This is a genomic window from Massilia sp. Mn16-1_5 (genome assembly GCF_004798585.1).
In the GTDB taxonomy this organism is placed as follows: Bacteria; Pseudomonadota; Gammaproteobacteria; order Burkholderiales; family Burkholderiaceae_D; genus Telluria.
The window spans coordinates 147,459-174,233 of record NZ_PPXQ01000014.1 but is presented as its reverse complement, the minus strand read 5'-3'; the positions used below and the strand labels follow the sequence as shown (position 1 = coordinate 174,233).

The window sequence follows — 26,775 nt, the reverse complement described above, 5'->3', positions numbered from 1 at the left end:
TGGTGTGGGAACGAGGTGAAGGGCTTGATCTACCTTCCAAGGTCGAGCCTTAAGGGTGGGCCCAAGCTGGTCTTCACCTCTGCTGGTGATAGCTAACCACCAACTCGATCAAGATACAAGGGTGGGCACTCGTGCCCACGCGGTACGGCGCGTGCATTCACGGCAACGTGATTCTGCACCTGTTCGATCGATTAAGCGCCGCACCGCGTGGGCACAGAGTGCCCACCCTACAACGGCAGCTGCGCCTTACTCTCCCAGCCCCTTGCGGACCAGCTCATCCATAAGCTGGTTCATGTCGACGCCACGCTCTTTCGCCAGCGCCTGCAGGCGCGCCACCAGCTCGCCATTGAGCTTGACCGCGAACGGCACCAGCCCCAGCGCACGGTCGCGCTCGCGCTGTTCGCGCTTGTCGACCGCAGGCGCGGCGCCGGCGCCGAAGGCGGGCCCGCGCGCCATCTGGTTCATGATTTTCTTGGCGTCGCTCTTGGCGAGATCGGTCTTTTTCATCGTTGCTTCCTGTGGGTGTGGACCTGCATTCTACCCGCGACGGGCAGCGCCAAAGAAAAAGCCCCGCAGTGCGGGGCCCGGATCATGCAGGCGGACTGCCTCAGTTGCGGCGCTTGCGCACCACCACGGCCTTCTTCTTGGTCGGCACGACCTTGGCCTTGGCACGCACGCCGCCTTTCGACTTGGCGCGCAGGGCAGGGGCGCTGGCCTTGATGCGCGGGGCGCGGGCGCTGGCCCGGATCGGGCCGCCGGCGCGGGCAACGCGGGCTACACGGGCAGGCTGCGCTTCCTCGCCGGTGATGAAGCGGCGGATGTTCAGGGCGTCGAGGATGCGGGCCGAGGAGGCGCCGGCATTGAGCAGCACCATGGTCGCGTTCTTGCCGCCGGCCTTGATGCTCATGATCAGGCAGCGGCCGGCTTCCTGGATGTAGCCGGTCTTCGACAGGCCGATGTCCCAGCCCTTGGCGCCGACCAGGCGGTTGGTGTTGTGGAACTCGACTTCGCGGCTGTTGATGCTCACCAGGTTCTTGGCATCGGTGGTGCGGTCGGTGATTTCCTTGTACTGGGACGCGGCTTGCGCCATCTTGACCAGGTCGGCCGCGGTCGAGCGGTTGTTGGGCGACAGGCCGGTCGGCTCTTCGATCACGGTATGGCTCATGCCCAGGGCGGCGATCTTGCGGCGCACGGCGGCCTTGAACGCCGGCAGGCCGCCCGGGTAGGTGCGGCCCAGGGCGGCAGCGGCGCGGTTGTCCGAGGACATCAGGGCAAGCTGCAGCACGTCGCCGCGCGGGATGCTGGCGCCGACCGGGACGCGCGAGCTGCTGTGCTTGAGGGTGTCGACGTCGCTGCGGTCGATCTCGATCAGCTCGTTCATGTCCTGCTTGGCGTCGAGGATGACCATCGCGGTCATCAGCTTGGTCAGCGAGGCGATCGGCACGACCGCGCCGGCATTCTTTTCCAGCAATACCTTGCCGGTGTCGTCTTCAACCACCAGCACCGATTGCGAACCGAAGGGCACCGCGATTGCGGCAGCAGACGAGATCGACAACAGGACAGCGGCGAACAGTTTTTTCATCATGGGTGTCGGGTAGGTGTCAGGTTGGCCAGGGGAGGGCAGCGCGTAATATTGCTTCAGGGCACACCGAAGAATGAAGGTTAGCATTCGCATTTCCTCATGTCTATGGCGCACAAGCAAAAACCAGCCTCAAGCGTGATATTTCGTGACAAAAAAAGGCCCTGCGTTGTTGCAGGGCCTTTGTGGAGCGGTAATTCCGTTGTTTGTATAAATACAGAACAGCGCTTCTGTGTTTACTTCGCCTGGTAGATCTTGTCGAACTCGCCGCCGTCGTCGAAGTGGACTTTCTGGGCCTTGCGCCAGCCGCCGAACAGCTCGTCGACCGAGAACAGCGTGATCGGCTTGTAGTTGCCAGCGAACTTCTTCATCACGGCTTCGTTACGCACGCGCAGGTAGTGCTTGGCGCCGATTTCCTGGCCCGCCGGGGTGTACAGGAAGTTCAGGTAAGCCGTGGCCTGCTTGCGCACGCCGCGGCGGTCGACCACCTTGTCGACCACGGCCACGGGCGACTCGGCCAGGATAGAGACGGTCGGATACACCACTTCGAAGTTGTCGCCGAACTCGGCGCGCACCATGCTCACTTCGTTCTCGAAAGTCACCAGGGCGTCGCCGATCTGGCGCTGGGTGAAGGTGGTGGTGGCCGCGCGGCCGCCGGCGTCCAGGATCGGCACGTTCTTGAAGATCTTGCCGACCAGCTCACGCGCCTGCGCCTCGTTGCCGCCTTTCTTCAGCACCGAACCCCAGGCCGCCAGGTAGGTGTAGCGGCCATTGCCCGCGGTCTTCGGATTCGGGATGATGACCTGCACGCCCGGCTTGGCCAGGTCGTCCCAGTTCTTGATGCCCTTCGGGTTGCCCTTGCGGACCAGGAATACCATGGTCGAGTAGTAGGGCGCGGCGTTGTTCGGGAACTTCTTGGCCCAGTCCTTCACGACGAGGCCGCGGTCGGCCAGCATGTCGATGTCGTTGGCCTGGTTCATGGTCACCACCGAGGCTTCCAGGCCGTCGGCCACGGCGCGCGCCTGCTTGCTCGAGCCGCCGTGCGACTGCTTGATGGTGATGGTTTCGCCGCTGCTCTTTTTCCAGCTCTCGATGAAGGCCGGATTGACGTCCTTGTACAATTCGCGCGCCACGTCGTAGGAGACGTTCAGCAGCTCGACGTTGGCGGCGCTTGCCGAGAGCGGCAGCGCTGCACCGACGGCCAGCGCGAGGATCCAGCGACGCAGGGAACTGACTTGGGTATGTGGCATATTTTTCTCGCTCTTTCAATACAATGGGAACAGCATGGATGTTCCATTTATTCAGAGAAAAACGGAAGAACAGAATAGTCATATGCTTAGAAGCGGTTCGAGGTATGCATGGGGTCCGGCAAGCTCTGCGGCTTTCGGTGTATAGTCCGCACATCGCCGCGCATGTCATCGGAAACATCGAAACATGCAGTAGAGCAAGAGACAACAGTGTTTACGGAATGACTGGGTAGAAGTTCATGGGTATCGATATTCGCAAGGCAGCGCCATCCGACGCTGCCGCCGCTTGCGCGCTGTTGCGCCGCTCGATCGAGGAGGTCTGCGCACCTGATCACCGCGGCCGGCCCGAGGTGCTCGATGCCTGGCTGGCCAACAAGACGCCGGAAACGGTCGCCACCTGGTTCGGCTCATCGAGCAACCACGCCATCGTCGCCGAGCGCGAGGGCGAGGGTAAGCGCGAGCTGCTGGGCCTGGCGCTGCTGACCCAGGCCGGCAAGCTGGCCCTGTGCTATGTCGAGCCGGGCGCCCTGCGCAGCGGCGTCGGCCGCGCCCTGCTGGCCGCCGTCGAGGACCAGGCGCGCGCCTGGGACATCCGCAAGCTGCACCTGCACAGCCCGGAAAGCTGCGCCACCTTCTACGAACGCCACGGCTATGCCAACGCCGGCATCGAGAAATCCTGTTTCGGGCTCGAATGCAGCCTGATGTGGAAGAAGCTGGACGCCGATCCGGCCGCCGCTCCGGGCAGCAAACGTTTCTGCAACTGCAGCGCGTAGCATTGCACAGCGCGGCTTGGCTTTTTCTTAACTCATCCTTAACTGCGGCCATTCAGCAACAATTAACGTCTTTTGTGCAAGATCTCCTTACGCTATAGTACGGGCTTCGCAAAGATGAGTGCTTTATGTCTTCCCGCAGAGAATTCCTTCAACAAGGCATGCGCCTGTCCGCCCTGGGCGCATTGGCCCCGACCCTGATTGGCCAGGCCCAGGCCGCACCGCAAGCGGCGCCGGCCGACCTGACCCCGCCGCCCGACCTGTTCGACGCCCAGCTGCTCGACCTCGACTTCTGGGTCAAGCCGCGCACGCTGTCGGTCACGCGTCCGCAAAGCGGCGAGCGCGCCAAGCTGCTGTACTGGAAGGACGGCGAAGTGATCGACTCCGCCTACCAGGAACTGTGCCACCTGCTGCGCGACGTCAACGGCCGCGAAACGGCGCCGATCGATCCCAAGCTGCTCGAAATGCTGTGGGGCACGCAAGCCTTCATCGCGCGCTACGGCATGCATCAGCCGCTCGAGATCCTGTCCGGCTACCGCACCCCGGCCTCGAACGCGCGCCTGCTGGAGCAGGGCATTCCGGCCGCGCGCAAGTCGCTGCACATGGTCGGCAAGGCGGCCGACATCCGCGTCGCCAGCCTGAACGAGGAAGTGCTCGGCGGCCTGATCCGCAGCTTCCGCCAGGGCGGCGTCGGCTATTACTACCGCTCCGGCCCGAAGGGCGGCTGGATCCACGCCGACACCGGCCTGAACCGCACCTGGAAAGGCTGACCGGCAAGTCATCCTCTCAAGCCTGATAGGGCTTGCGGGCGCCATCATCGTGCCGGTTTTTGCTATCGTGAGATCCAGGGGCGGCAAGCTCCTTTTGCCGCCCGCTGGACTTGCGAAGGAGAACGCAATGGCAACGATGAACGCACCGATGGATCGCCGCATGGGAACCGAACGCCGCAGCGCGATGCGCGAAGGCGGCCATTCGGCCATGTCGGCACTCGATTACCTGGCGATGGCGCTGCTGATCATCGGCGGCCTGAACTGGGCCCTGGTCGGCCTGTTCGAGGTCGACATGGTCGCCACCATCTTCGGCCCCGGCAGCCCGGCGGCACGCCTGGTCTACGTACTGGTCGGCCTGGCCGCGCTGTATTCGATCTACACGACGGCGAAGATGGCCGGGGCGAAGCGCCATCATTAAGCCGGTATCCAGGCCCCTGGCGGCCAGGCCCGTGCGCGTCGGACTGATCTCCGACACGCACGGTCTCCTGCGTCCCGAAGCGCTGGACTTCCTGGCCGGCTGCGATCACATCGTCCACGGCGGCGACATCGGCAACGCCGCCATCCTCGAACGCCTTGCGCAGATCGCGCCGCTCACCGTGGTGCGCGGCAATAACGACCGCGACAGCTGGGCGCGCGCCATCCCCGTCAGCGCCACGCTGCGCATCGGCGACGTCGCCTTGCACGCGATCCACGACCTGAAAGAGCTCGACATCGACCCGGCCGCGGCCGGCGTGCGCATCGTCGTCTCGGGCCACTCGCACAAGCCGGCTTGCGGCGAGAGAGACGGCGTCCTTTACATCAATCCCGGCAGTGCGGGCCGGCGGCGCTTCAGCCTGCCGATCTCGGCGGCCGAACTGCTGATCGAGGACGGCGCGGTGCGGCCCCGTATCGTCACCCTGGTCGGACCGGACGCACGCTGACGCGGACCGCAAAATGCCGTAGCATAGCTTCTTTGCCTTTGATCTTGCTCAGCACCCGATGACTGCTCCACTCGATACGCCGCCACGCTTCCGTCCCCGTCCCTGGATCCACCTCGAAACCCCGCAGGACGTCGAACTCTGGATCGCCGAGCATGACCAGGCCATGCAGGAGCTGATCAAGCCGCAGGAAACGGGCTACGGCGTCTGCTTCACGCTGGCCGAAGGCGGCAACATCTACATGCAGACCCACGAGGACGCGATCCAGCTCGACGTCGACGAGGAAGCCAGCTGGATCACGCCGCTGATTGTCGCCGCCACCGGCGCCGAGGTGCCACGCGGTTCCTACTGGCTGCTGCCGGCCGACCGCCTGATCCAGCTGATCATCGGCCTGTCGAGCCTGGTCGCCAGCACGACCCTGGTGGTGGGTCACCGCTTCGGCTCGCGCGGCGGCCTGGGCCAAGCCTCGCGCGCGTATTGACGCCTGGCGAGGAACATCTTTCCCTCGCCCCGCAGGCGGCTTTTCGGTTATAAAAGCGTTATTCGCTTTTTAACGGAGAGCAATCTTGAAGCCGACGCCGTCCCTTTTCGCTTCGCGCCGCCGCGCCGTCCGGCACGGTGCCATCGTCCTCGCGCTGGGCTGCGCCGCATTGGGCACGGCCTCGGCCTTCGCCGCCGACCTGCTCGATACCGTCAAGGCGCGCGGCACCCTGCGCATCGCGATGGAAGGGACTTATCCCCCGTTTAACTTCAAGGATCCGAAGACGGGCCAGCTGGCCGGCTACGACGTCGAGGTCGTGCAGGCCGTGGCCGCCAAGCTCGGACTGAAGCCTGAATTCGTGACAACCGAGTGGTCGGCCATCCTGGCCGGTCTGGCAGCGGGCAAGTACGACGTCATCGTCAGCCAGGTCGGCATCACGCCCAAGCGCGAGCAGGCCTTCGACTTTTCCCATCCCTATACGTATTCTTCGCCGCAGCTGATCGTGCGCCGCAACGAGAGCCTGCAATACAAGACGCTCGCCGACCTGAAGGGCAAGACCCTGGGCGTGGGGCAGGGCAGCGTGTTCGAGCAGCAGGCCAAGGCCGTGCCCGGCATCCAGGTGAAGAGCTATCCGGCCGCGCCGGAGAACCTGCAGGACCTGGCCTTCGGGCGCGTCGCCGCGGCCCTGAACGACAGCCTGATGGTGTCCTACCTGCTGAAGAACTCGCAGCTGCCGATCAAGGCCGGCGCGCGCGTGGGCGCGGTCGAGCGCATGGGTATTCCCTTCCGCAAGGGTAATCCGAAGTTCAAGGCGGCCGTCGACAAGGCCCTGGCGGACCTGCAGGCCGACGGCAGCCTGGCGCGCATGTCGACCCGCTGGTTCGGCAGCGACGCCTCGCGCCCTGCGCGCTGAGCGATGGAGCTGTCGCAGTTGCTGTCCCTGCTGCGCGACGCCGCGCCGACCCTGCTGCAGGGCGCCGGCTATACCCTGCTGTTCGCACTGGCGTCGATGATCGGCGGCCTGGCGATCGGGGTGCCGGTGGCGCTGCTGCGTATCGCGCCCTGGACGTTTCTCCGTTGGCCCGCCGCCCTGTACGTGAGCGCGATGCGCGGCACGCCGCTGCTGGTGCAGATCTTCGTCATCTATTACGGCCTGCCCAGTGTCGGCATCGAGTTCACGCCGGTCACGGCCGGGGTGCTGGCGCTGTCCCTGAACAGCGGCGCCTACCTGTCGGAAAGCCTGCGCGGCGCCATCGCCAGCATTGGCCAGGGCCAATGGCGCGCCAGTTTCAGCCTGGGGCTCGGCTACGGCCAGACCCTGGCGCACGTGGTGCTGCCGCAAGCGCTGCGGGTGGCGGTGCCGTCCATGAGCAATACCCTGATCAGCCTGATCAAGGATACGTCGCTGGTGTCGGTGATCGCCCTGACCGAACTGATGCTGGCGACCAAGGAGGCGATCGCGACCAGCTTCCAGCCGCTGCCGCTCTACCTGGCGGCCGCCGCCATCTACTGGTTGCTCAGTCTCGTGTTCGAGCAGCTGCAGCGCGTCGCCGAACACCGGTTGAACCGGGCGCACGCGCAGCACCGATAAAAGGAAATCCTCCATGTTCGAAATCAGCCAGCTCCGCTGCTTCGTCGCGGTGGCCGAGGAACTCCACTTCAGCCGCGCGGCCGAGCGCCTCAACATGACCCAGCCGCCGCTCTCGCGCCAGATCCGCCTGCTCGAACACTACGTCGGCGCGCGCCTGCTCGAGCGCAACAGCCGCATCGTGCGCCTGACGGCCGCCGGCAAGGCCTTCTTCCCGGAAGCGGCGCGCATCCTGCGCATGGCCGAGGAGGCGACCTTCACCGCGCGCCGCGTGGCCAAGGGCGAGCAGGGCACCCTGGCGATCGGTTTCACGGGCGGCGCCGGCTACAGCCTGCTGCCCGAGGTGGTGCGGCGCCTGCGCGAACATTCTCCAGGCGTCGTCCTCACGCTCAAGGAACTGGTCAGCACCGAGCAGGTCGAGGGCCTGAATGCGAGCCAGCTCGACCTCGGCCTGCTGCGTCCGCACGCGCTGAATGCCGAGCTGGAATCGGCATTACTGGCGACCGAGGCGCTGATGCTGGCGATCCCGAAGGGCGAAGCGGACCAGTGGCCCCTGGCGCCGACCCTGGCCGACCTGCACGGCAAGCCCTTCGTCATGTATTCGCCCTACGAGGCGCGGCCTTTCCACCAGATGCTGAGCGAACGCTTCGAACGCGCCGGCGTCGTGCCGGACATCGTCGAGCACATCGGCCAGGTCCACACCATGCTGGCGCTGGTCAACGCCGGCATCGGCGCCGCCCTGGTGGCGGAGGGCGCGACGCGCCTGCACTTCGACGGCATCGTCGTGCGCCGCATCGAGACCGAGCCGGTGCGCATGGTCTGCGCCTGGCGCCGCGACAACGACAATCCCATCCTGCAGCTCTTCAAGCGCGACATCGTGCCCGGTTTCCACGACAACTAAACCGAGCTCATCCATTCAATTTGTGGATCGGACACGTCACGCATTGGTTTGTTGCTGAATCCTTCCGCCTCTATGATTGTTTTAGTGCAAGAAAGCTGCCCATGCGCAGCACCGGCAAAGCGCGGCGTCGACCGCGCCCGGCCTTGCATCCCCACAAAGGAGACCATCATGAAGAAGGCACGTATTCAGCTCGGCCCACAGTTCGGTCTGCTTGCGCTCGGACTGCTCGGCGCGGCAGCGGCACAGGCACAAACCAACGTCACGATCTACGGCATCATGGACGCCGCCCTCGTCGTCGAGGACGGCGGCACGGCGGGACGCACCACCAAGATCACCAGTGGCGCGGCTTCGGCTTCGCGCATCGGCTTTCGCGGCACCGAAGACCTCGGTAACGGCCTCTCCGCCTTCTTCACGCTGGAAACCGGCGCCAAGATCGATACCGGCACCCTCGACGCGAACAATACGCTCTTCAACCGCCAGGCCTTCGTCGGCCTGAAAGGCAAGGCCGGCGCCGTCGCGCTCGGCCGCCAGTACACGCCCTGGCACAACGCGCTGGCCCAGGTGGGCGACCCGTTCAGTACCGGCTATGCCGGCAGCTCGAAGAACCTGATTGCCGACAATGGCGCCAACGTCCGCAGCAGCAACACGATCACCTATGTCTCGCCGAACGTGAACGGCGCCTTCTTCGAACTGGCCTATGCGTTGGGCGAGGGCGCCAGCAGCGCCGACGGCCGCCAGTACGGCGGCGCCATCGGCTACGCGCGCGGTCCGCTGAACGCGCGCCTGGCCTACAACAGCAAGAATGCCGAGACCCCGCAACCGGGCGGACGGCGTGGCCGCAACACCCTGCTGGCCGCCAACTACGACTTGAAATGGGTCAAGCTGTACGGCGCCTTCAACGTCGACAAGGGCTTCAACGCGGCGCCGCTGGGCAACCCGAACAACCCGTATGGCGGCGTCAAGCCGACCCCGTCGACCGACGGCCGTGAAGTGCTGCTCGGCCTGAGCGCACCGGTACCTGGCGGCACGCTGCTGGCCTCGGTAATGCACAAGGACGACCGCACCGCCTTCAACCAGGACGCCAACGCCTGGGGCGTCGGCTACCTCTACCCGCTGTCGAAGCGCACCAACCTGTACGCGGCCTACGGCCACATCGACAACCGCAACGGCGCCGGCTACACGGTTGCCAACAATACCGAGTCGGGTACCGGCAACACCGGCTACAACCTCGGCATTCGCCATACGTTCTGATCCCGCATCACGATCTCGCTTATTGATACAAAGCCTGGATCGATCAGGACAGTGTTTGGTTTGTTCGGCCATCGTGGCGCGCCTATGATGGCCTGCAACCGACGCCAGACAGTTCAGCCCTGACCGCCGCCCCGGCGGCAGGCATACCGCACCAGGAGACACACGTGGAACAAGCACAGGCCCGACCTGCCACCGCAGGCAACACCGTAGACAAATGCGCGGGCGCCCCGACCATCACTTCACTGCGCGTCGTCCCCGTCGCCGGCCAGGACAGCATGCTGCTGAACCTCTCCGGCGCCCACGGCGCCTGGTTCACCCGCAACATCGTGATCCTGACCGACAGCGCCGGCCATACCGGCCTGGGCGAAGTGCCGGGCGGCGAGAAGATCCGCCAGACCATCGACGATGCACGCAGCCTGGTGGTCGGCAAGACCCTGGGCGAATACAACAACATCCTCAACACCATGCGCAGCGCCTTCGCCGAACGCGATGCGGGCGGCCGCGGCCAGCAGACCTTCGACCTGCGCGTGGCAATCCACGCCGTCACCGCGGTCGAATCGGCGCTGCTCGACCTGCTCGGCCAGTTCATGAACGTGCCGGTCGCCAGCCTGCTGGGCGAGGGCATGCAGCGCGATGCCGTCGAGATGCTTGGCTACCTGTTCTACATCGGCGACCGCGGCAAGACGCCGTACGACTATCGCAGCGAGCTTGATGCGGACAATGCCTGGTTCCGCGTGCGCAACGAGGAAGCCCTCACGCCGGAAGCCATCGTGCGCCTGGCCGAGGCGACCAAGGAACGCTACGGCTTCAACGATTTCAAGCTGAAGGGTGGGGTGCTGAGCGCCGACGCCGAGATGGAAGCCATCGTCGCGCTGCACGAGCGCTTTCCGGAGGCGCGCTGCACGCTCGACCCGAACGGCGGCTGGTTATTAAAAGATGCGATCCGCGTCTGCCGCGACAAGCACGGCGTGCTGGCCTATGCCGAAGACCCGTGCGGCGCCGAGGACGGCTTCTCGGGCCGCGAAGTGATGGCCGAGTTCCGCCGCGCTACCGGCCTGCCGACCGCGACCAACATGATCGCCACCGACTGGCGCCAGATGGCCCACTCGATCCAGCTGCAGTCGGTCGACATTCCGCTGGCCGACCCGCACTTCTGGACCATGCAGGGTTCGGTGCGCGTGGCCCAGCTGTGCCAGATGTTCGGTCTGACCTGGGGTTCGCACTCGAACAACCACTTCGACATTTCGCTGGCCATGTTCACCCACGTCGGCGCCGCCGCGCCGGGCAAGGTCACCGCGATCGACACGCACTGGATCTGGCAGGACGGCCAGCGTCTCACGAAAGAGCCGCTCAAGATCGAGGGCGGCATGGTCCGGATTCCGGAAAAGCCGGGCCTCGGTATCGAACTCGACATGGTGGAACTGGAGAAGGCGCACCAGGCCTACCGCAACATGGGCCTGGGCGCGCGCGACGACGCGCAAGCGATGCAGTTCCTGGTGCCGAACTGGAAATTCGATGCCAAGGGGCCTTGCCTGGTCCGCTGAGCATGTCCCCGTCTCGCCCCGGATGCGCTAAGCGAGACGGCTTGTATCACTTTCAACGCCCCAGACTACAATAAATCAGGAGACACGAAATGAATGCAAAGAAGTTGCTGCTCGGTGTGCTGTCGAGCATGGTACTGCTGACCGGCGCGCAGGCGGCCTATCCGGAAAAACCCATCACGGCCGTGGTGCCTTTCCCGCCGGGCGGCTCCACCGACGCCATCGCCCGCGCGGTCGGACAGAAGGTCTCGACCCGCTTCGGCCAGCCCTGGGTGGTCGACAACCGTCCGGGCGCCACCGGTGCGATCGGCGCGGGGCTCGTCAAGCGTGCGCCGGCCGACGGCTACACGGTGATGGTGGCCTCGATCGGCGTGTATGCCGTCAACCAGTTCCTGCAAAAGGGCCTGGCCTACAATCCGCAGCGCGATTTCGACCTGCTGACGGTGGCCGTGCGTGCGCCGAACGTGCTGGTCGCACGTCCCGATCTCCCGGCGAGCACCATCCAGGACTTCATCGCCTACCTGAAGAAAAACCCGGGCAAGGTCAACTTCGCCTCGTCCGGCAACGGCAGCTCGGACCACCTGACGGCCGAACTGTTCTGGCAGAAGAGCGGCACCAGCGGCCTGCACGTGCCGTATAAAGGCGGTGCACCTGCGATCACCGACCTGCTGGGCGGCCAGACCGACGTCTCGTTTGTGAACATCAATGCGGCGCTCCCCTACATCAAGAGCGGCAAGCTGAAGGCCCTGGCCGTTACCGGCGAGCAGCGCGCCGCCGTCCTGCCCAAGCTGCCGACACTGGCGGAATCGGGCGTGCCGGGCGTCGAAATCTATTCCTGGCAGGCCATCGCCGCACCGAAGGGCTTGCCGAAAGACGTGAAGGCCAAGCTGCACGGCGCCATCGTGGCCGCACTGAACGAGCCGGACCTGAAGTCCAAGCTGGTCGAGCAGGGCTTCGAAGTGGTGGGCAATACGCCCGAACAGTTCGACCAGTTCCTGGCCGCCGAACAGGCGCGCTGGAAGAACGTGATCGAGGTGGGCAAGATCACGCTCGACTGAAGACGGCTGCTTGAAGAAAAAGACGGCGCGGGCCTGCGGACCCGCGCCGTTTGTCGTCAGAAGTTGTGGAACAGGCCGAGCGAATAGGTGCGGGTCTCGATGCCCACTTGCGGCGCCGTGCTGCCGGCCTCGAAAGGCAGGGCGACGCTGTTCAGGATGATGGCCGATGCGCCGAAGTTGCGCACCGAGCCGGCGCGCGCATACAGGCCGGTGCGGCGCGAGAGCTCGTAGTCGACGCCCAGCATCAGGCCCAGTGCCGAGGATTCGACCGGCGTGCCGGCGGCATTGCGCGCGCCCTCGGTATCGCGGTGCACCAGCGAGGCGCGCCAGCTGAGACGGTCCTGGACCAGGATCGCGCCCAGCGTCGAGATCTGCGCTTCGCCGGCGCCGGCGACCTGCGGCGCGGTACGCGCATACGAGGCGGACAGCACCAGCTTGCCGGTGTCGTAGAGGGCGCCGAAGGCCGGGATGTCGGTACGCACCGATTGCGCCGGCAGGCCGGCACCGGCGCTGACCGGGCTGCTCCAGACCTGGGTCATGCTCGCCGCCAGGTAGACGTGACCATCGGTGAACGAGAGCACGCCGCCGCGCGTGCCGACCTTCGGCTCGCTTGTGCCGTAGGGATTGGTCGCATAGATCGCTTGTGCGCCGAAGCCCATCACGCGCGGGGTGGCGTAGGTGAGCGACTTCGGCACGCGCACGGGAATCGTGGCGGCGCCGGGAGCGAGGTCGGTGTTCGCACCGACGCCGCGTGGGCCCTGCATGGCGCCGCCGCCGACCCAGGTGTAGACCGAATTGGTCGGCACCAGCACGAAGGGATCGACGAAGAGCGGCAGCATCGCATTGATCTGGTTACCGAAGCGCAGGGTGCCGAGGGTGCTTGATTTCAGGCCGACCCAGGACTCGCGGTTGAACAGGGCGCTGGTCTGCTGGGTGCCGGTGTCGGCATTGAAGCCCGCTTCCAGCTTCGCTTCCGCCTTCAGGCCGCCGCCCAGGTCTTCCGAGGCATAGAAACCGAGTTTGGACGTATAGGCGCCGCCGCTTTGCTGCTGCCAGCGGCCGGCCGCGTGGTCGGTTTTCGTGTGCATCATGCCGAGATCGACGGTGCCGTAGATGCGCACGCTGTCGCCGGTGTTGCCGTATTCGGGCAACTGGGCCATGCGGGACATCAGGAAGGACTGGGTCTGGGCCGAGGCGGGGAGGGCGGCGAGGAGGGTGCAGAGGAGAGCAGGGTACAGCGCGGTGGAACGTGGCATCGGTGAGAATTGGTGAGATTGCAAAGCCGGATTATCCCACGTGGGAAAACCTCATCGGAAGAGCGTAGTTGCCGCAAAACAACGTTGGAACGCGAACGGTGTACCGCGTGGAGTCCCGACTCCACGCGTTGACGAACGTATCCACACCCGAAAAAAAACGGGCGCCAGATGCGCCCGTCAGACTTACATGTTCGGATAATTCGGCCCGCCGCCACCTTCCGGCGTGACCCACACGATGTTCTGCGTCGGATCCTTGATGTCGCAGGTCTTGCAGTGCACGCAGTTCTGCGCGTTGATCTGCAGGCGGTCCTGGCCGGCGTCCGTCTTGACGAACTCGTACACGCCCGCCGGGCAGTAGCGCTGCTCGGGGCCGGCGTACTTGGCGAGGTTCACGTCGACCGGAATGCTCGCGTTCTTCAGCGTCAGGTGCACCGGCTGGTCTTCGGCGTGGTTGGTGTTCGAGATGAACACCGAGGACAGGCGGTCGAAGGTCAGCTTGCCGTCCGGCTTCGGATACACGATCGGCTTGAAGTCGGAAGCAGGGCGCAGGCACTCGTGGTCGGCGTGCTTGTGGCGCAGGGTCCATGGCGCCTTGCCGCGGAAGAGCATCTGGTCGACGCCGGTCATGAAGGTGCCCAGGTACAGGCCCTTGCTCATCCACGGCTTGAAGTTACGCGCACGGTGCAGTTCCTCGTACAGCCAGGACTTTTCGAAGGCGGCCGGGTAGGCCGTCAGTTCGTCGTGCTGGCGGTTCGCGCCGAGGGCATCGAAGGCCGCTTCGGCGGCCAGCATGCCGGTCTTGATCGCGCCGTGGCTGCCCTTGATGCGCGAGGTGTTCAGGAAGCCGGCGTCGCAGCCGATCAGGGCGCCGCCCGGGAAGACGGTCTTCGGCAGGGATTGCAAACCTCCTGCGGTAATCGCGCGCGCGCCGTAGGAGATGCGCTTGCCGCCCTCGAAGAAGCCGCGGATCGCCGGGTGGGTTTTATAACGCTGGAATTCCTCGTACGGCGACAGGTAGGGGTTCTGGTAGGCCAGGCCAACCACGAAGCCGACCGCGACCTGGTTGTTTTCCAGGTGGTAGAGGAAGGAACCGCCGTAGGTGTCCTTGTCCAGCGGCCAGCCGGCCGTGTGGATCACCAGGCCCGGCTTGTGCTTGGCCGGGTCGATCTCCCACAGCTCCTTGATGCCGATGCCGTAGGTCTGCGGATCCTTGCCGCGGTTCAGGTCATACTTGGCCATCAGCTGCTTGCCGAGGTGGCCGCGCGAGCCTTCGGCGAAGAAGGTGTACTTCGCATGCAGTTCCATACCGAGCTGGAAGGCGTCGGTCGGATTGCCTTCGCGGTCCACGCCCATGTTGCCGGTGGCGACACCCTTGACCGAGCCATCCTCGTTGTAGAGGATTTCAGCGGCCGGGAAGCCCGGGAAGACTTCGACGCCCAGGGCTTCGGCCTGCTGGCCCAGCCAGCGCACGACGTTGGCCAGCGAGACGATGTAGTTGCCGTGGTTGGTCAGCATCTTCGGGACCATGAAGGACGGCGTCGCCGTCGCCTTGGTCTCGGTCAGGAACAGGACGCGGTCCTCGGTCACTTCGGTGTTGAGCGGTGCGCCGAGTTCCTTCCAGTTCGGGAACAATTCGTTCAGGGCAATCGGATCCATGACCGCGCCCGACAGGATGTGGGCGCCGACTTCGCCGCCTTTTTCCAATACGCAGACCGAGACTTCCTGGCCTTTCTCAAGAGCCAGCTGCTTCAGGCGGATGCTTGCTGCCAGGCCGGCCGGGCCGCCGCCGACGATGACGACGTCGTACTCCATGGCCTCGCGTGGTCCGTATTGTTCGAGAATGTTGGTTGTCTCTGTCATGGTCTTGGTATGGTCAAAAAAATTTAAGCACGAGTGTGCGGGTTTTTCCGCGCGAATGCAATGTCGGGCGCCATTTTAGGCGGAATATTAGGTGCAGTAATCTAATACCGGCGATTTGTGACATCATTATGCCTTCGACATCAACCGTGCCGGAGCACAACAGGACAGGAGCGAACGTGGGCATCGAAGTGAATTACGAAGGAAAAATTGCGATGGTCACCGGCGCTTCCAGCGGACTGGGCGCCCGTTTTGCAAAGGCACTGGCCGGCGCCGGCGCCCAGGTGGTGCTGGCCTCGCGCCGCACCGAACGCCTGAAGGAACTGCGCGCCGAGATCGAGGCCGATGGCGGCGCCGCCCACGTCGTCAACCTGGACGTCACGGACATGGCCAGCATCAAGTCGGCGATTGCCCACGCCGAAACCGAGGCCGGCCCGATCGACATCCTGATCAACAACTCCGGCGTGCAAAGCACCCAGCGCCTGCTGGACGTGACCGAGGACGACTACCAGTACATCATGGACACCAACCTGCGTGGTGCCTTCTTCGTTGCGCAGCAGACGGCCAAGCGCATGATCCAGCGCGCCAAGGGCGACCCGAGAAAGCAGCACCGCATCGTCAACATCGCCTCGGTGGCGGGTCTGCGCGTGCTGCCGCAGATCGGCGTGTACTGCATGAGCAAGGCCGCCGTGGTCCAGATGACCAAGGCGATGGCAGTCGAGTGGGGCAAGTACGGCATCAACGTCAACGCCATCTGCCCCGGCTACATCGCGACCGAGATGAACGAGGATTATTTCGAGACCGAGCAGGGTCGCAAACTGATCGACCTGCTGCCGCGCAAGCGCCCCGGCAAGCCGGAAGACCTGGACGGCCTGCTCCTGCTGCTCGCGGCCGACGAAGCCCACTTCATCAACGGCGCCATCATCACGGCGGACGACGGCATGACGGCGCAATGAGCGACAAAAAACTGATTCACACGATGCGCATGGATGTGCGCTGGGGCGACATGGATGCCATGGGCCACGTCAACAACACCGTCTATTTCCGCTACATCGAAACGGCCCGCATCGCCTGGCTCGAACAGATCGGCGCCTTGCCCGACCCGAGCGGCGTCGGGCCGGTGCTGATCAATGCGCGCTGTTCCTTCCTCAAGCAGCTGAAGTATCCGGCGCAGATCGAAGTGACCTCCTACGCCGCCGCGCCGGGGCGATCGAGTTTCGAGGTGATGCACGAGATTCGTCTCGTCGGAGAAGACGGGCAGGCTGGGGCGCTGCATGCGGAAGGTGCTGCCAAGATCGTGTGGGTGGATTTCGCGGTCGAGAAGTCGGTGCCATTGCCCGAGGAAGTGCGTGGCTTGTTGCCGGCGTCGCAGTAAGGCACGCCGTGATACCGCGTGGGCATGAATGCCCACCCTACAGTGTACGTAGGGTGGAGTCCTGACTCCACGCGTTACATCGCTAGCGCGCCACCCCCACCAGTTTGTGCACCAACTCCGACGACGTCGACGCCGAAAACTTGCGCATCAACTTCGCCCGGTGCATCTCCACCGTCCGCGGACTCAAATCCGTCTCGCGCGCGATGATCTTGCTGGTCTTGCCCTCGACCAGCAGCGCCGCGATCTCGCGCTCACGCGGCGTCAGCTCGGCCGTCACCGGGCGCTTCTCGCTCACGTCCTCGAAGGTCCAGACGCCCGCGCCGAGCGGCTCGCTGGCGTTCAGCGCGCGTCCCGTCACGTGGCACCAGAACAGCTCGCCGTCGCCGCGGCGCATGATGCGCTCGTCCGAATAGCGCCCCTTGGCATTCATGATGGGTACGATGCGGTCGCCCGTGCGCAGGAATTCGTCCATGGTCGGATACAGCACGGCGAAGGACTGGCCGTCGAGCTGGCCGCGCTCGTAGCCGAACATCGCGGCCAGTGCCTGGTTGCAGGACTGGATCACACGATTGCTTGATACGCACATGCCGACCGGCGCATGCTGGAAAATCATCTCGTAATCGATGGCGTATGATGCGTCGCTGGGGATCGGGTCTTGGAGCAGGGCCATGGCCGGTAGTTCTACGGTATTGTGCTTTGAATCGGCGTATTTTATGCTGGGATTCTACTCTGCGGTACATAAACGGCTAACAAGCCAATTCACAAAAGGGACGGGTATGAACAAAGTGTATCCTGACGCGGCATCGGCACTGGCCGGTATCGTTCAAGACGGCCAGACGATCGCCGTCGGCGGCTTCGGCCTGTGCGGCATTCCGGAAGCGCTGATCGCGGCGCTGCGCGACTCCGGCGTGAAGCAACTGACCGCCATTTCCAACAACGCGGGCGTGGACGGCTTCGGCCTCGGCCAGCTGCTGGAAACGCGCCAGATCAAGAAGATGATCGCCTCGTACGTCGGCGAAAACAAGGAGTTCGCACGCCAGTTCCTGGCCGGCGAACTCGAGCTCGAATTCACGCCGCAGGGCACGCTGGCCGAGAAGCTGCGCGCCGGCGGCGCCGGCATCCCGGCCTTCTTCACCAAGACCGGCTACGGCACCATCGTTGCCGACGGCAAGGAAACGCGCGAATTCGACGGCGAACACTATGTCATGGAGCGCTCGCTCGTGCCCGACGTGTCGCTGGTCAAAGCCTGGAAGGCCGACAAGGCCGGCAACCTGGTGTTCCGCAAGACCGCGCGCAACTTCAACCCGAACGTCGCCACCGCCGGTAAAGTCTGCATCGTCGAAGTCGAAGAGCTGGTCGAGATCGGCGAGATCGATCCGGACCAGGTGCACACCGCGAGCATCTTCGTGCACCGCATCGTCCATAATCCGACGCCGGAAAAGCGCATCGAACAGCGCACCGTGCGCGCCGCCAACTAAAACAATCGGAGACAGAACATGGCTTGGACTCGTGATGAAATGGCCGCGCGCGCGGCGAAGGAACTGCAGGACGGTTTCTATGTGAACCTGGGCATCGGCCTGCCGACCCTGGTTGCCAACTATGTGCCGCAGGACATCGAGGTCTTCCTGCAATCGGAAAACGGCCTGCTCGGCATCGGCCCGTTCCCGACCGACGACGCGGTCGACGCCGACCTGATCAACGCCGGCAAGCAGACCGTCACCGCGCTGCCGGGCGCCGCCTACTTCAGCTCGGCCGATTCCTTCGGCATGATCCGCGGCGGCAAGATCAACCTCGCCATCCTGGGCGCGATGCAGGTCTCCGAGCGCGGCGACCTGGCCAACTGGATGATCCCGGGCAAGATGGTGAAGGGCATGGGCGGCGCGATGGACCTCGTCGCCGGCGTCAAGCGCGTGGTCGTCGTGATGGAACACGTCGCCACTGCCAAGGACGGCTCGACCTCGCACAAGATCCTCAAGAAGTGCGACCTGCCGCTGACCGGCGTCGGCGTGGTGGACCGCATCATCACCGACCTCGGCGTCATCGACGTGACCGACAGCGGCCTGAAGCTGGTGGAGCTGGCGCCGGGCGTGACGAAGGAGCAGGTTGTGGAAGCGACTGCAGCCGAGCTGGACGTGTCGGCGGTGTGATTAGTCGACCAGGATCGCAGTAGTCAGGAAGCCCGGCGCTTGCCGGGCTTTTTATTTTGGGCCGAGTCGCTCCAAGCTCAGGTCCGTAAGGGCGTCGGCGAGCCAGCTTCTCGTCTGTACTATTGAGGCACCTCAAACGCAGCGTTATGCTTGTTTCATAGACTGGTATTGCAGAGCGGGTGGTGGTAAGCAAGGCAACTCACTGGAAGGTTGGCCGAGCGGTCGATGGCACTGGTCCCATGGACTAGTAGGGAATGATAGAGTCGAAACTCCCTCGTAGGTTCGAATCCTGCACCTTCCTCCATGTGCTTTCTGCATTTCATGTCCTGTCTGTCATGTAAGCACGGACACCCCGATTCGCTGTTCTAGCGCAGATGCGCATCCACATCGCGCGGATCGGTCAGCGTAATGACTCCCTTTGCGGCGTACAGGACGATCAGAATGCCGACGATGTCGCCCGTCGTCATGGCGATGAAGGCCGTCCAGTCCACGTGTCCCGTCTGCACCCACATGAAGGCATGGTGGAAGATCGGGCTCATGAGTCCGCAGAGGACGCCGGTGAACAGGAGCCGCCCTGCGGTCAGGTTCGCGAGGCGCGGCCCCAGGTCGAACCAGTGCTTTGCGAACAGGTAGGCGAGATAAGGCCCGCCCGCCGCCGCGATGGCGCCGCTCAATGCACGCACCTCGTCCGCGAACGTGAAGTGATGGAAGTTCAGGTAGATGCTGGCAACCAGCAGGCCCACGAACCCGGCGAAACCGAATAGCAGCGTCGCCAGAAGGCGAATCCCGGCCGGCAGGAACACCCAGTTGATGCCATTACTTTGCTCGAGCCGGATGAACGCGAGCTCATTGAGCCAATTGAGGGCGATGAATGCGATGACGGTAATGCCTGCGTATTCGAGATGTTTTACAGCTTTGGTCTTCAGTTCGGCCATCTTGTTATAAAGTGATTCACCACATTGCTTTATTGCAATATATTGTAACCGAAGGTAGAATGCTCGGTCACCGCATCCAATATGACTGCGCCCATCACATCCGACAACACAAGCCACGCCCAATGGGCGCGCGTCGAGCGCGTCCTGGCGGGCATGACTATCCTCGATGGCATGCTTGGGCTGGCCATCTGGATGGTCGCCGACAGTGCGAGCGGCGCATTGGCCCTGCTCTCCTTGCTGGCCTTGTTTGCCGGCACGCAGGCTTGGCGCAGACGGCCGGCAGGACAGCTTGCGGCGCTGGGGTTCTATGGCCTGCATCTCGCCACTTACCACGCGTTCGATTTCTCGAGGAGCTACCAGCTGCGTGGCGCGCTGAACCTGGGTGCTGTCATCTACCTGCCGAACGCCGTGGTGGTCCTCAACGTCTTCGCGATCGCGATGTTCGCGGCGAGCGCCGCAATGCTGTGGTGGCGTGTGCGAGTGGGGGAGCCCCTGGAGCATACAGCAGCGAGCGCTTAATCTGAATCCTGTCAAAGCTTGCCATGAAACTTCCATATCTCACACTCTTCTGGTGCCTCAGCCTTGCCACCGGGCTTGCCCTTGCCGACCCATGCGTCAAGATCCGCGACGGTGAGACCGAGCGCTGCATGACATTTTCGCCGGCGCAGAAGCGTCATGCTGCACAGTATGGTCTGCAGCTGGCCGCGCCATTCAAGGCGACCAAGGCAGCGCTACTGAAGCAGGCTTGGGTTCTCGACAAGCGATGGCTGAGCGACGCCGATGGCGCGTCCGCGGATGGGAAAGAGCTGAGCTGTGGAAGCGGATGGGATGCGGTGTGCCAGTCGGCGTTTCGACGAGGCGATGTGGTGCTTGTGCTGACGCTGAGTGGCGTGAATGAAGGAATGCCCCTTGTCGCCCTGGAGGTAGAGAAGGGGGATCCGCCAGCGGCAGGCTATGCGAGAACCTTGACCACGCCTTCGTTCATCGTTCGAATCGAGGTGAATTGCCCGGAGGGGCACGTCACCTGTCGGCATGTCGGTTACAGGGGTACGAGCAGGAAAACCGGAAAAAGCATCGCGTTGAGCGGCAAGACCCAGCACAGTCTGTGCGCCGACCGTAAGACGCCCTGCGGATTCCAGGGATACGAATTCTGGAATGGAACAACTCGTTATCGGGTGCTGGAGGACGGTCGCCTCTTCGTCACGCAAAACGACAAAGTGCTTCTGGAAGAGAGAGGAAGCTGGCACTGAGACGGGTCTTCTCGTTCGCGGCCATGCAAAGCCCAGCACGGGCAAGTTGACGCTCGCTTTTTCCAGTCTGTGCAGTAAAGGCTTCATCGCGGCAGCTTCGCTGTCCGAATGTCGGACGCGACCGCGGCCCTGCGCTACTGTCGCGGGCTTACGGACGTCCTGGCCTCTGGTCCGGGTTTTCGATCGTCCACACATACGTCAGCAGCGTCCATTGCGCCACGGCGTGGCCCTCGCTGATCGCCGGCTTGAATCGGCAAGTCTTCATGGCATGCAGGGCGGTATTGTCCAGCAACTCGTCGCCGCTCGACGATTCGATCCTGCCGTCCGATACACGACCGTTTGCCTCGACGAGCAACTTCATCCTCGTCGTGCCCTGACTGTCGCGCAATGCGGACTCCCTCGGGTAGAGGGGCTTGGTACATGTGTTGAACAAGGCCAGTGCCCCCGTATTCGCTACAGGAGCCGGGGTGGAACAGGCCGTCAAGCTGGCAAGGGCAAGCATGATTCCGAGGATGTTTCGGCAAGCGGGGCGAGCCCTGTCATTTCCTTGCATGGCGACTTTCGATGATTGTTGACGCGGACCTCGCCGCGGCGCGGCGAGCAGGTCGCTGAGTTTATCCAACAAGAAATAGTCTGTCCAGAATGATAACGGCGACGGCCTGCTGGCAGCGTCTACAGCACGTACCAATAAATCGTGACGTAGTGCGCGGCGCTCCCCGCCAGCACGAACAGATGCCAGATCCCATGCGCATGGCGTAGCCGCGCATCGAGCACATAGAACACGATCCCGGCCGTGTACGCCAGGCCGCCGCCCAGCAGCCAGGCAAAGCCCGCCGTCCCCAGCCCTTCGTGCAGCGGCCGCAGCATGGTCGCCGCCGACCAGCCCATCGCCAGGTAGACCAGCATCGACAGCACGCGCGCACCCGTATGCGGCCGCGTCTCCTGCAGGATGCCCACCAGGGCCAGCCCCCAGACCACGCCGAGCAGGATCCAGGCCTCGCTCCCACCAAGCATGAGCATGCAGAAGGGCGTATAGCTGCCGGCGATCAGCAGGTAGATGCTGAGATGATCCAGGCGCCGCAGCAGCTTTTTCACGGCCCCGCTGCTGCCGTGATAGGCCGTCGAGCACAGGTACATCAGCACCAGCGACACGGCGTAGACGGCGGTGCTGAACAGGCCGAGGTGGCCGTTGCCCTGGAAGGCGCGCGCCAGCAGGGGGATGCTGGCGCCGAAGGCGAGTACTGCGCCGCCGAGGTGGGTGATCGTATTGAAGCGTTCGCCGTGCTGCATGGCGTCCTCCCGACACGACCGGGAAGGACCGGTCTCCCGGCCATTCTACGCCGCCGGCGCAGGGCCGGCGGCACGGTTCAGCGTGCTGTCAGGATGGATCCCACACGTATTTGACGCTCGTCCAATTCTCGATAGCTTTGCCGTTGGCCATCGCGGGCGAGAACGTGCATTTGGTCAGGGCGACGCGTGCCGTTTCGTCGAGGCTGGCGTCGCCGCTCGAGGAGCGCACTTTCGAGTCGTGGACCTTGCCGTCGGTGCCGACCAGGAAAGCGAGGTCGACCGTACCGGCCGCCTTGCGTGCCAGCGCCTCGGCCGGATAGTGCGGCTTCGGGCAGGAGTTGAAATCGAGCAGGGCCTGTTTGACGGGGGCGCCGGCAGACGCGCCCGGGGCCTGGCCGGCGATCGAGGTCTGCGCGCAGCCGGCGATGCAGGCCACTGCGATGGCGAGGGACGGCACCGCGGCCTTCCAGCTGGTTGCTTGCGTTTCGGGACGAACCAATCGTTTGATGCGTGACATGAGATCTCCTCCGTTGGCCGCCTGGGCCAGGTGGTGGGTTGAGAACTGGAGACGTTCCAGCTCGGACAGCGCAAGGGCCAGGCGCCGCGGTTCGCCGAGCTGCCTTGCTGCGATATCGTCCGCAATCTGTTCGCGCTCGACACGGATGCGGTGCGAGAGCCACCAGACCACGGGGTGGTAGAACAAAATCGTTTCGATGAGGCGCTGCGCCAGGTTGACCAGGTAGTCGCAGCGGCGCACATGGGCCAACTCGTGGGCCAGCAGGGCTTCGAGCAGCTGCGGCGGCATGCCGGACAAGAGCGACGCCGGCACCAGTACCACCGGACGCCACCAGCCGGCCGTGACCGGGCTGGCCAGCGAGTCGACCACGCGCAGCCGGACTGCGCGCGTGATGCCGAAGCCGGCCGCCATACTGGCCAGTCGCGCATTCCAGTGTGCGTCGGTGCGCTTGGTGCGCGCCGAGCGCTGCACCCAGACCAGGCCCAGGGCCAGGCGCAAGCCGAGCGCGCCGGCGCAGGCCGCCCAGCCGGCCACCAGCCATGCCAGGTGGGCATGCAGGAAGCCGCGCCAACCGCCGCCCGCGACGCCGTCGCTGCCGGCCAGCACCTGCGCCAGCACCGGCGTGCCGCTGGCGCCGGATGCGCCGCCGTGCAGGCGCGTAGTCAGCTCGGCCAGCGGCCAGAGCAGGCACAGCAGCAAGGCAAGGCACAGCGCCATATAGCGTGTCTCGGGGCGCGCCTTGCGCAATCCGATCAGCGCAACCGAGGCTTCGAGGCCAATCAGGGCCGCCTGCCAGACCGAATCGAGCAGGGTGGCGCCCACATGGTGAATCAGGTCCGCGCCCGTCATTGCTCGTCCTCCTTCAACAATTTCTCGATTTCGGCGCGTTCCTTCTTCGAGATGCCGCTTTTCAAGGCCGCCAGCACAAGCGCCTTGGCCGAGCCGGCAAACGCGCGCTGCATCAGGTCGCGGATCAGGTTGGTCTGGAGCGAATCCTGGGGCTGGGCCGGCGCGTAGACGTGCGAACGTTCGCTCTCGTCGCGGATCAGGAGGCCCTTGGTGTGCATGATCTGCATCAGGCGCAGCACGGTGGCATAGGTGACGTCGGGACGCGTCGCCTGCATCGCCTCATGCACTTGGCGCGCGGTCGCCGATCCGAGCGGCCACAACACCTGCAGCAGGTCGAGTTCGGCCGCGGTCGGCTTGGGTATGTCGGAAGAGGTGGTCATGGCGGATCCCTGGTTGATGCAGCGTGATTGAACCTAGATTATCTTGTCTAGAAAAGATTGTCTAGGTTATTTTCCTGGCGTACGGCGCTGAGCTGAAATAAATAGACAAGATTGTCTATTTCGGCCTATTCTTGCTGTTCAAGAATATTCACAGGAGACTTCATGCTGAAACAGCTCGCCCTCGCCGCCGCCCTGGCGGCCCCCGTCGCGGCCCAGGCGTCGCCGCTGCCGACTTACCCCTTCGTGCACGTGAGCGCGGAAGCCACGCGCTACACGACGCCGAACATCGGCACGATCGATTTTTTGGTCAGCGCGGTCGAGAGCGAGCCGGGCCAGGCGCAGGCGACGATCGAAACGCGCATGGCCGGGCTACGCGCCTTGCTGCAGGAACAGGGCGTCCCGCTCGAGGACCTGGAAACGCGCGACGTGCGCCGCGAGCCGGGCAGCAGCAAGACGGCAGAGGCGACGCCGCAGGAATTGCGCGTCAGCGTGCACCTGATCGTGCGCGACCTGTCGAAGTGGCGCGCCGTGGTCGCGCCCCTGCTCGACAAGCCGAACCTGACGGGCTTTGCGACCGGGTTCGACCTGACCGAGCGCGACGCCTTCGAAGCCGAGCTGATGGCCGACGCCCTGCGCGAAGCGCGCCGCCGCGCCGAGATCATCGCCAAGGGTTCGCGCCGCAAGCTGGGCGCCGTCACGGCCGTGACGCCCGGCGGCGTGAAGAACCTGGGCGCCGCGATGGGCGTGGTGCGTACCGACTTCAGTTACCAGCGCTCGCGTCCGGCCAATGTGGGCGCGCGCGATTTTCTTTCGGTCGATGCCCTGAAGCTGATGCAGCCGGTGGATGTGGTGTTCAAGCTCGAGTGAGCCTGCTTATTTTTTCTCGATCTTGCCATGCACCTCGTTGACCATCATCAGCGCCGCCGAGCCGTAGAATTTGTGGTACTCGGCCACCATCTCGCCATTGATGATGACGGGGTCGGTGGCGACCCAGGTTTTCGCCGCCTCGATGTCGGGCGTGTTGAAGACGAAGATGCCGCGCCGGCCTTCCTTGCCGTCGAGCGGGCCGGCCAGCACCAGTTTCTTTTCGCCGGCAAGCTTGCCCATGTTGGCGAAGTGGCCCTCGAACATTTTCGTGCGGGCGTCGCCGGCGGGCATCTTGTTGGGACCGGTTTTCAGGATGACCAGCACGTATTGGCGCATGCCGCGTTCGTCGGCGCCCAGGGATTTGGCCAGTTCGGCGTCGTAGGCCGGCGCGGTTTGTGCCGATGCGGTGAAGGGCAGGGCGAGCAGGGCGGCGAGGGCAAGGGTGGGCAGGCGCATCGTGAAGTCTCCGTGTTGTTGTGGCGCGGAGCGTAGCACGGCATCATGCGAGCAGCAATGGGATGGCAGTTTGCACGGTATGCGGTCCGCACAATAAAAAAACCGCGCCGAAGCGCGGTTCTGGTGAAGCAGGGTGTATCAGGCAGCTTCGCGGATCGGCGCAGCATGCTTCGCATGCTCTTCCACATAGTGGCCCGACAGCACCGCATCCATGCGTTCCTTGTCCAGCTCGTTTTCCCACTTCGACACCACCACCGAGGCCACGCCGTTGCCGACGAAGTTGGTCAGGGCGCGGCATTCGCTCATGAAGCGGTCGATGCCGAGGATCAGGGCCATGCCGGCGACCGGGATGGTCGGCACCACGGCGAGCGTCGCGGCCAGGGTGATGAAGCCGGCGCCGGTGATGCCCGAGGCACCTTTCGAGGTCAGCATCGCCACGGCGAGGATGGTCAGTTCCTGGGTGAGCGTGAGGTCGGTGTTGGTTGCCTGGGCAACGAACAGGGCGGCCATGGTCATGTAGATGTTGGTGCCGTCCAGGTTGAACGAGTAACCGGTCGGAACCACCAGACCCACCACCGACTTCGAGCAGCCCAGCTTTTCCAGCTTGCGCATCAGGGCCGGCAGGGCCGATTCCGAGGAGCTGGTGCCCAGCACGATCAGCAGTTCTTCCTTGATGTAGGAGATGAACTTGAAGATCGAGAAGCCGGTCAGCTTGGCGATGGTGCCGAGCACGACGACGACGAACAGGCCGCAGGTCAGGTAGAAGGAACCCATCAGCTTGGCCAGCGGGATCAGCGAGGCCAGGCCGTATTTGCCGATGGTGAAGGCCATCGCGCCGAAGGCGCCGACCGGAGCCAGCTTCATGACGATGTTCACGACGCCGAAGATGGCGTGCGAGAAGTCTTCGATGATCTTCGTGGTCGAACGGCCGCGTTCACCCAGGATCGACAGCGCGGTGCCGAACAGGATCGCGATCAGGAGCACCTGCAGGATGTCGCCCTTGGCGAAGGCATCCACAAAAGTGTTCGGGATGATGTTCAGGATGAAGTCGACCGTGCTCTGGTGCTGGGCCTTCTCCGTGTACTGGGCGATCGACTTGGTGTCGAGGTGCGCCACATCCACGTTGAAGCCGGCGCCCGGCTTGGCGACGTTGGCCACGACCAGGCCGATGACGAGGGCGAAGGTCGACACGACTTCGAAGTAGAGCAGTGCCTTGCCGCCGACGCGGCCGACTTTCTTCATGTCCTGCATGCCGGCGATACCGGCGACCACGGTGCAGAAGATGACGGGGGCGATGATCATCTTGATCAGCTTGATGAAACCGTCTCCCAAAGGTTTCATCTTGGTGCCGAGCTCGGGATAGAACACACCGAGCAACACGCCGAGCACGATGGCGAACAGCACCTGGACATACAGGATTTTATAGAAAGGCTTTTTCATGACAACGCTTCATGAGGTTGATGGTGTCGCCATCATCACGAATTCTCACTTTA

The 26,775-nt window shown here is 64.2% G+C and carries 31 protein-coding genes and 1 tRNA gene; 19 read left to right on the top strand and 13 right to left on the bottom strand.

What is annotated here, in order from left to right:
• Window positions 1–246: 246 nt before the first annotated feature.
• From C2862_RS17825 to C2862_RS17815, 3 genes are all read right to left on the bottom strand, one after another.
• Window positions 247–507, bottom strand: coding sequence for a hypothetical protein (locus C2862_RS17825; RefSeq protein ID WP_136221476.1), 261 nt, complete (start codon window positions 505–507; stop codon window positions 247–249).
• 100 nt (window positions 508–607) lie between these two features.
• Entirely contained in the window at window positions 608–1,585 is a 978-nt protein-coding gene (locus C2862_RS17820; protein ID WP_136221475.1) for a serine hydrolase, read from the bottom strand.
• A gap of 230 nt (window positions 1,586–1,815) precedes the next feature.
• Complete coding sequence (locus tag C2862_RS17815) at window positions 1,816–2,829, bottom strand: sulfate ABC transporter substrate-binding protein (RefSeq protein WP_136221474.1); 1,014 nt, start codon at window positions 2,827–2,829, stop codon at window positions 1,816–1,818.
• A 236-nt stretch (window positions 2,830–3,065) separates the two neighbouring features.
• Between C2862_RS17815 and C2862_RS17810 the strand changes: the two genes are divergently transcribed.
• The 11 genes from C2862_RS17810 (at window position 3,066) to C2862_RS17760 (ending at window position 12,103) form a co-directional block, all read left to right on the top strand.
• Entirely contained in the window at window positions 3,066–3,599 is a 534-nt protein-coding gene (locus C2862_RS17810; protein WP_136221473.1) for a GNAT family N-acetyltransferase, read from the top strand.
• A gap of 125 nt (window positions 3,600–3,724) precedes the next feature.
• Window positions 3,725–4,366, top strand: coding sequence for a DUF882 domain-containing protein (locus C2862_RS17805; protein ID WP_229467491.1), 642 nt, complete (start codon window positions 3,725–3,727; stop codon window positions 4,364–4,366).
• 127 nt (window positions 4,367–4,493) lie between these two features.
• Complete coding sequence (locus tag C2862_RS17800; RefSeq protein ID WP_136221472.1) at window positions 4,494–4,784, top strand: DUF378 domain-containing protein; 291 nt, start codon at window positions 4,494–4,496, stop codon at window positions 4,782–4,784.
• A gap of 31 nt (window positions 4,785–4,815) precedes the next feature.
• Window positions 4,816–5,286, top strand: a complete 471-nt coding sequence (locus C2862_RS17795; RefSeq protein ID WP_136221471.1) for a metallophosphoesterase family protein — start codon at window positions 4,816–4,818, stop codon at window positions 5,284–5,286.
• A 58-nt stretch (window positions 5,287–5,344) separates the two neighbouring features.
• Window positions 5,345–5,764 (top strand): hypothetical protein, encoded by a 420-nt coding sequence (locus tag C2862_RS17790; protein WP_136221470.1) that lies wholly within the window; start codon window positions 5,345–5,347, stop codon window positions 5,762–5,764.
• An 85-nt stretch (window positions 5,765–5,849) separates the two neighbouring features.
• A complete protein-coding gene (locus C2862_RS17785; protein ID WP_210736040.1) occupies window positions 5,850–6,677 on the top strand; it encodes a transporter substrate-binding domain-containing protein in 828 nt (275 codons plus the stop codon).
• A 3-nt stretch (window positions 6,678–6,680) separates the two neighbouring features.
• The gene (locus C2862_RS17780) at window positions 6,681–7,355 is read left to right on the top strand and encodes an amino acid ABC transporter permease (RefSeq protein ID WP_136221469.1); all 675 of its coding nucleotides are present in this window, start codon (window positions 6,681–6,683) and stop codon (window positions 7,353–7,355) included.
• Window positions 7,356–7,368: 13 nt separating this feature from the next.
• Entirely contained in the window at window positions 7,369–8,253 is an 885-nt protein-coding gene (locus C2862_RS17775) for a LysR family transcriptional regulator (RefSeq protein WP_136221468.1), read from the top strand.
• 168 nt (window positions 8,254–8,421) lie between these two features.
• Entirely contained in the window at window positions 8,422–9,504 is a 1,083-nt protein-coding gene (locus C2862_RS17770; protein WP_136221467.1) for a porin, read from the top strand.
• Between the two features lie 233 nt (window positions 9,505–9,737).
• Window positions 9,738–11,048, top strand: coding sequence for a glucarate dehydratase (gudD, locus tag C2862_RS17765; protein WP_229467494.1), 1,311 nt, complete (start codon window positions 9,738–9,740; stop codon window positions 11,046–11,048).
• 89 nt (window positions 11,049–11,137) lie between these two features.
• Window positions 11,138–12,103, top strand: a complete 966-nt coding sequence (locus C2862_RS17760; protein WP_373888261.1) for a Bug family tripartite tricarboxylate transporter substrate binding protein — start codon at window positions 11,138–11,140, stop codon at window positions 12,101–12,103.
• Between the two features lie 56 nt (window positions 12,104–12,159).
• Here the strand turns inward: C2862_RS17760 and C2862_RS17755 are convergent, their stop codons facing one another.
• Together C2862_RS17755 and C2862_RS17750 are read right to left on the bottom strand one after the other, a co-directional pair.
• Complete coding sequence (locus C2862_RS17755) at window positions 12,160–13,359, bottom strand: porin (RefSeq protein ID WP_136221465.1); 1,200 nt, start codon at window positions 13,357–13,359, stop codon at window positions 12,160–12,162.
• A gap of 183 nt (window positions 13,360–13,542) precedes the next feature.
• The gene (locus C2862_RS17750; protein WP_210736038.1) at window positions 13,543–15,219 is read right to left on the bottom strand and encodes an electron transfer flavoprotein-ubiquinone oxidoreductase; all 1,677 of its coding nucleotides are present in this window, start codon (window positions 15,217–15,219) and stop codon (window positions 13,543–13,545) included.
• A gap of 128 nt (window positions 15,220–15,347) precedes the next feature.
• On the opposite strand from C2862_RS17750, the gene C2862_RS17745 reads away from it, so the two are divergent.
• Both C2862_RS17745 and C2862_RS17740 read left to right on the top strand, forming a co-directional pair.
• On the top strand, window positions 15,348–16,172 hold the full coding sequence (locus C2862_RS17745) for an SDR family oxidoreductase (protein ID WP_373888260.1): 825 nt from the start codon (window positions 15,348–15,350) through the stop codon (window positions 16,170–16,172).
• Complete coding sequence (locus C2862_RS17740) at window positions 16,169–16,591, top strand: thioesterase family protein (RefSeq protein ID WP_136221464.1); 423 nt, start codon at window positions 16,169–16,171, stop codon at window positions 16,589–16,591. The genes C2862_RS17745 and C2862_RS17740 overlap by 4 nt, the downstream gene beginning before the upstream one ends.
• Window positions 16,592–16,673: 82 nt before the next feature.
• Here C2862_RS17740 and C2862_RS17735 read toward each other — a convergent pair whose 3' ends face one another.
• On the bottom strand, window positions 16,674–17,261 hold the full coding sequence (locus C2862_RS17735; protein WP_136221463.1) for a PAS and helix-turn-helix domain-containing protein: 588 nt from the start codon (window positions 17,259–17,261) through the stop codon (window positions 16,674–16,676).
• A gap of 106 nt (window positions 17,262–17,367) precedes the next feature.
• Here C2862_RS17735 and C2862_RS17730 point away from each other — a divergent pair, with 106 nt between their 5' ends.
• The 3 genes from C2862_RS17730 to C2862_RS25335 all read left to right on the top strand — a co-directional run bounded on the left by C2862_RS17730 (window position 17,368) and on the right by C2862_RS25335 (window position 19,042).
• The gene (locus C2862_RS17730; protein WP_136221462.1) at window positions 17,368–18,069 is read left to right on the top strand and encodes a CoA transferase subunit A; all 702 of its coding nucleotides are present in this window, start codon (window positions 17,368–17,370) and stop codon (window positions 18,067–18,069) included.
• 18 nt (window positions 18,070–18,087) lie between these two features.
• Window positions 18,088–18,738, top strand: coding sequence for a 3-oxoacid CoA-transferase subunit B (locus C2862_RS17725; protein ID WP_136221461.1), 651 nt, complete (start codon window positions 18,088–18,090; stop codon window positions 18,736–18,738).
• 204 nt (window positions 18,739–18,942) lie between these two features.
• Window positions 18,943–19,042 (top strand) — tRNA-Met (locus C2862_RS25335).
• A gap of 61 nt (window positions 19,043–19,103) precedes the next feature.
• Here the strand turns inward: C2862_RS25335 and C2862_RS17720 are convergent.
• Window positions 19,104–19,673: a hypothetical protein gene (locus C2862_RS17720; RefSeq protein ID WP_136221460.1), complete on the bottom strand. Its 570-nt coding sequence runs from the start codon at window positions 19,671–19,673 to the stop codon at window positions 19,104–19,106.
• 81 nt (window positions 19,674–19,754) lie between these two features.
• On the opposite strand from C2862_RS17720, the gene C2862_RS17715 reads away from it, so the two are divergent.
• Together C2862_RS17715 and C2862_RS25795 are read left to right on the top strand one after the other, a co-directional pair.
• The gene (locus C2862_RS17715; protein ID WP_136221459.1) at window positions 19,755–20,192 is read left to right on the top strand and encodes a hypothetical protein; all 438 of its coding nucleotides are present in this window, start codon (window positions 19,755–19,757) and stop codon (window positions 20,190–20,192) included.
• Window positions 20,193–20,215: 23 nt separating this feature from the next.
• Complete coding sequence (locus C2862_RS25795) at window positions 20,216–20,923, top strand: hypothetical protein (RefSeq protein ID WP_229467490.1); 708 nt, start codon at window positions 20,216–20,218, stop codon at window positions 20,921–20,923.
• A 148-nt stretch (window positions 20,924–21,071) separates the two neighbouring features.
• Here C2862_RS25795 and C2862_RS17705 read toward each other — a convergent pair whose 3' ends face one another.
• From C2862_RS17705 to C2862_RS17690, 4 genes are all read right to left on the bottom strand, one after another.
• Window positions 21,072–21,548, bottom strand: a complete 477-nt coding sequence (locus tag C2862_RS17705) for an energy transducer TonB (protein ID WP_136221458.1) — start codon at window positions 21,546–21,548, stop codon at window positions 21,072–21,074.
• A gap of 47 nt (window positions 21,549–21,595) precedes the next feature.
• Entirely contained in the window at window positions 21,596–22,213 is a 618-nt protein-coding gene (locus C2862_RS17700; protein WP_136221457.1) for a hemolysin III family protein, read from the bottom strand.
• Window positions 22,214–22,301: 88 nt separating this feature from the next.
• Window positions 22,302–23,579, bottom strand: coding sequence for a M56 family metallopeptidase (locus C2862_RS17695; RefSeq protein WP_136221456.1), 1,278 nt, complete (start codon window positions 23,577–23,579; stop codon window positions 22,302–22,304).
• Window positions 23,576–23,959, bottom strand: coding sequence for a BlaI/MecI/CopY family transcriptional regulator (locus tag C2862_RS17690; RefSeq protein WP_136221455.1), 384 nt, complete (start codon window positions 23,957–23,959; stop codon window positions 23,576–23,578). The genes C2862_RS17695 and C2862_RS17690 overlap by 4 nt, the downstream gene beginning before the upstream one ends.
• A gap of 162 nt (window positions 23,960–24,121) precedes the next feature.
• Here C2862_RS17690 and C2862_RS17685 point away from each other — a divergent pair, with 162 nt between their 5' ends.
• On the top strand, window positions 24,122–24,826 hold the full coding sequence (locus C2862_RS17685; protein WP_136221454.1) for an SIMPL domain-containing protein: 705 nt from the start codon (window positions 24,122–24,124) through the stop codon (window positions 24,824–24,826).
• A gap of 6 nt (window positions 24,827–24,832) precedes the next feature.
• Here C2862_RS17685 and C2862_RS17680 read toward each other — a convergent pair whose 3' ends face one another.
• Together C2862_RS17680 and C2862_RS17675 are read right to left on the bottom strand one after the other, a co-directional pair.
• Complete coding sequence (locus C2862_RS17680) at window positions 24,833–25,282, bottom strand: YciI family protein (protein WP_136221453.1); 450 nt, start codon at window positions 25,280–25,282, stop codon at window positions 24,833–24,835.
• Between the two features lie 138 nt (window positions 25,283–25,420).
• Complete coding sequence (locus C2862_RS17675) at window positions 25,421–26,722, bottom strand: dicarboxylate/amino acid:cation symporter (RefSeq protein WP_136221452.1); 1,302 nt, start codon at window positions 26,720–26,722, stop codon at window positions 25,421–25,423.
• Between the last annotated feature and the right edge of the window lie 53 nt (window positions 26,723–26,775).

Excerpts from the sequence above, each read along its gene's own strand:
- C2862_RS17825 (WP_136221476.1), bottom strand. The coding sequence starts at position 507 with ATGAAAAAGACCGATCTCGCCAAGAGCGACGCCAAGAAAATCATGAAC.
- C2862_RS17820 (WP_136221475.1), bottom strand. The coding sequence starts at position 1,585 with ATGATGAAAAAACTGTTCGCCGCTGTCCTGTTGTCGATCTCGTCTGCT.
- C2862_RS17815 (WP_136221474.1), bottom strand. The coding sequence starts at position 2,829 with ATGCCACATACCCAAGTCAGTTCCCTGCGTCGCTGGATCCTCGCGCTG.
- C2862_RS17810 (WP_136221473.1), top strand. The coding sequence starts at position 3,066 with ATGGGTATCGATATTCGCAAGGCAGCGCCATCCGACGCTGCCGCCGCT.
- C2862_RS17805 (WP_229467491.1), top strand. The coding sequence starts at position 3,725 with ATGTCTTCCCGCAGAGAATTCCTTCAACAAGGCATGCGCCTGTCCGCC.
- C2862_RS17800 (WP_136221472.1), top strand. The coding sequence starts at position 4,494 with ATGGCAACGATGAACGCACCGATGGATCGCCGCATGGGAACCGAACGC.
- C2862_RS17790 (WP_136221470.1), top strand. The coding sequence starts at position 5,345 with ATGACTGCTCCACTCGATACGCCGCCACGCTTCCGTCCCCGTCCCTGG.
- C2862_RS17780 (WP_136221469.1), top strand. The coding sequence starts at position 6,681 with ATGGAGCTGTCGCAGTTGCTGTCCCTGCTGCGCGACGCCGCGCCGACC.
- C2862_RS17775 (WP_136221468.1), top strand. The coding sequence starts at position 7,369 with ATGTTCGAAATCAGCCAGCTCCGCTGCTTCGTCGCGGTGGCCGAGGAA.
- C2862_RS17770 (WP_136221467.1), top strand. The coding sequence starts at position 8,422 with ATGAAGAAGGCACGTATTCAGCTCGGCCCACAGTTCGGTCTGCTTGCG.
- C2862_RS17760 (WP_373888261.1), top strand. The coding sequence starts at position 11,138 with ATGAATGCAAAGAAGTTGCTGCTCGGTGTGCTGTCGAGCATGGTACTG.
- C2862_RS17755 (WP_136221465.1), bottom strand. The coding sequence starts at position 13,359 with ATGCCACGTTCCACCGCGCTGTACCCTGCTCTCCTCTGCACCCTCCTC.
- C2862_RS17750 (WP_210736038.1), bottom strand. The coding sequence starts at position 15,219 with ATGACAGAGACAACCAACATTCTCGAACAATACGGACCACGCGAGGCC.
- C2862_RS17745 (WP_373888260.1), top strand. The coding sequence starts at position 15,348 with ATGCCTTCGACATCAACCGTGCCGGAGCACAACAGGACAGGAGCGAAC.
- C2862_RS17740 (WP_136221464.1), top strand. The coding sequence starts at position 16,169 with ATGAGCGACAAAAAACTGATTCACACGATGCGCATGGATGTGCGCTGG.
- C2862_RS17735 (WP_136221463.1), bottom strand. The coding sequence starts at position 17,261 with ATGGCCCTGCTCCAAGACCCGATCCCCAGCGACGCATCATACGCCATC.
- C2862_RS17730 (WP_136221462.1), top strand. The coding sequence starts at position 17,368 with ATGAACAAAGTGTATCCTGACGCGGCATCGGCACTGGCCGGTATCGTT.
- C2862_RS17725 (WP_136221461.1), top strand. The coding sequence starts at position 18,088 with ATGGCTTGGACTCGTGATGAAATGGCCGCGCGCGCGGCGAAGGAACTG.
- C2862_RS17720 (WP_136221460.1), bottom strand. The coding sequence starts at position 19,673 with ATGGCCGAACTGAAGACCAAAGCTGTAAAACATCTCGAATACGCAGGC.
- C2862_RS17715 (WP_136221459.1), top strand. The coding sequence starts at position 19,755 with ATGACTGCGCCCATCACATCCGACAACACAAGCCACGCCCAATGGGCG.
- C2862_RS25795 (WP_229467490.1), top strand. The coding sequence starts at position 20,216 with ATGAAACTTCCATATCTCACACTCTTCTGGTGCCTCAGCCTTGCCACC.
- C2862_RS17700 (WP_136221457.1), bottom strand. The coding sequence starts at position 22,213 with ATGCAGCACGGCGAACGCTTCAATACGATCACCCACCTCGGCGGCGCA.
- C2862_RS17695 (WP_136221456.1), bottom strand. The coding sequence starts at position 23,579 with ATGACGGGCGCGGACCTGATTCACCATGTGGGCGCCACCCTGCTCGAT.
- C2862_RS17690 (WP_136221455.1), bottom strand. The coding sequence starts at position 23,959 with ATGACCACCTCTTCCGACATACCCAAGCCGACCGCGGCCGAACTCGAC.
- C2862_RS17685 (WP_136221454.1), top strand. The coding sequence starts at position 24,122 with ATGCTGAAACAGCTCGCCCTCGCCGCCGCCCTGGCGGCCCCCGTCGCG.
- C2862_RS17680 (WP_136221453.1), bottom strand. The coding sequence starts at position 25,282 with ATGCGCCTGCCCACCCTTGCCCTCGCCGCCCTGCTCGCCCTGCCCTTC.
- C2862_RS17675 (WP_136221452.1), bottom strand. The coding sequence starts at position 26,722 with ATGAAAAAGCCTTTCTATAAAATCCTGTATGTCCAGGTGCTGTTCGCC.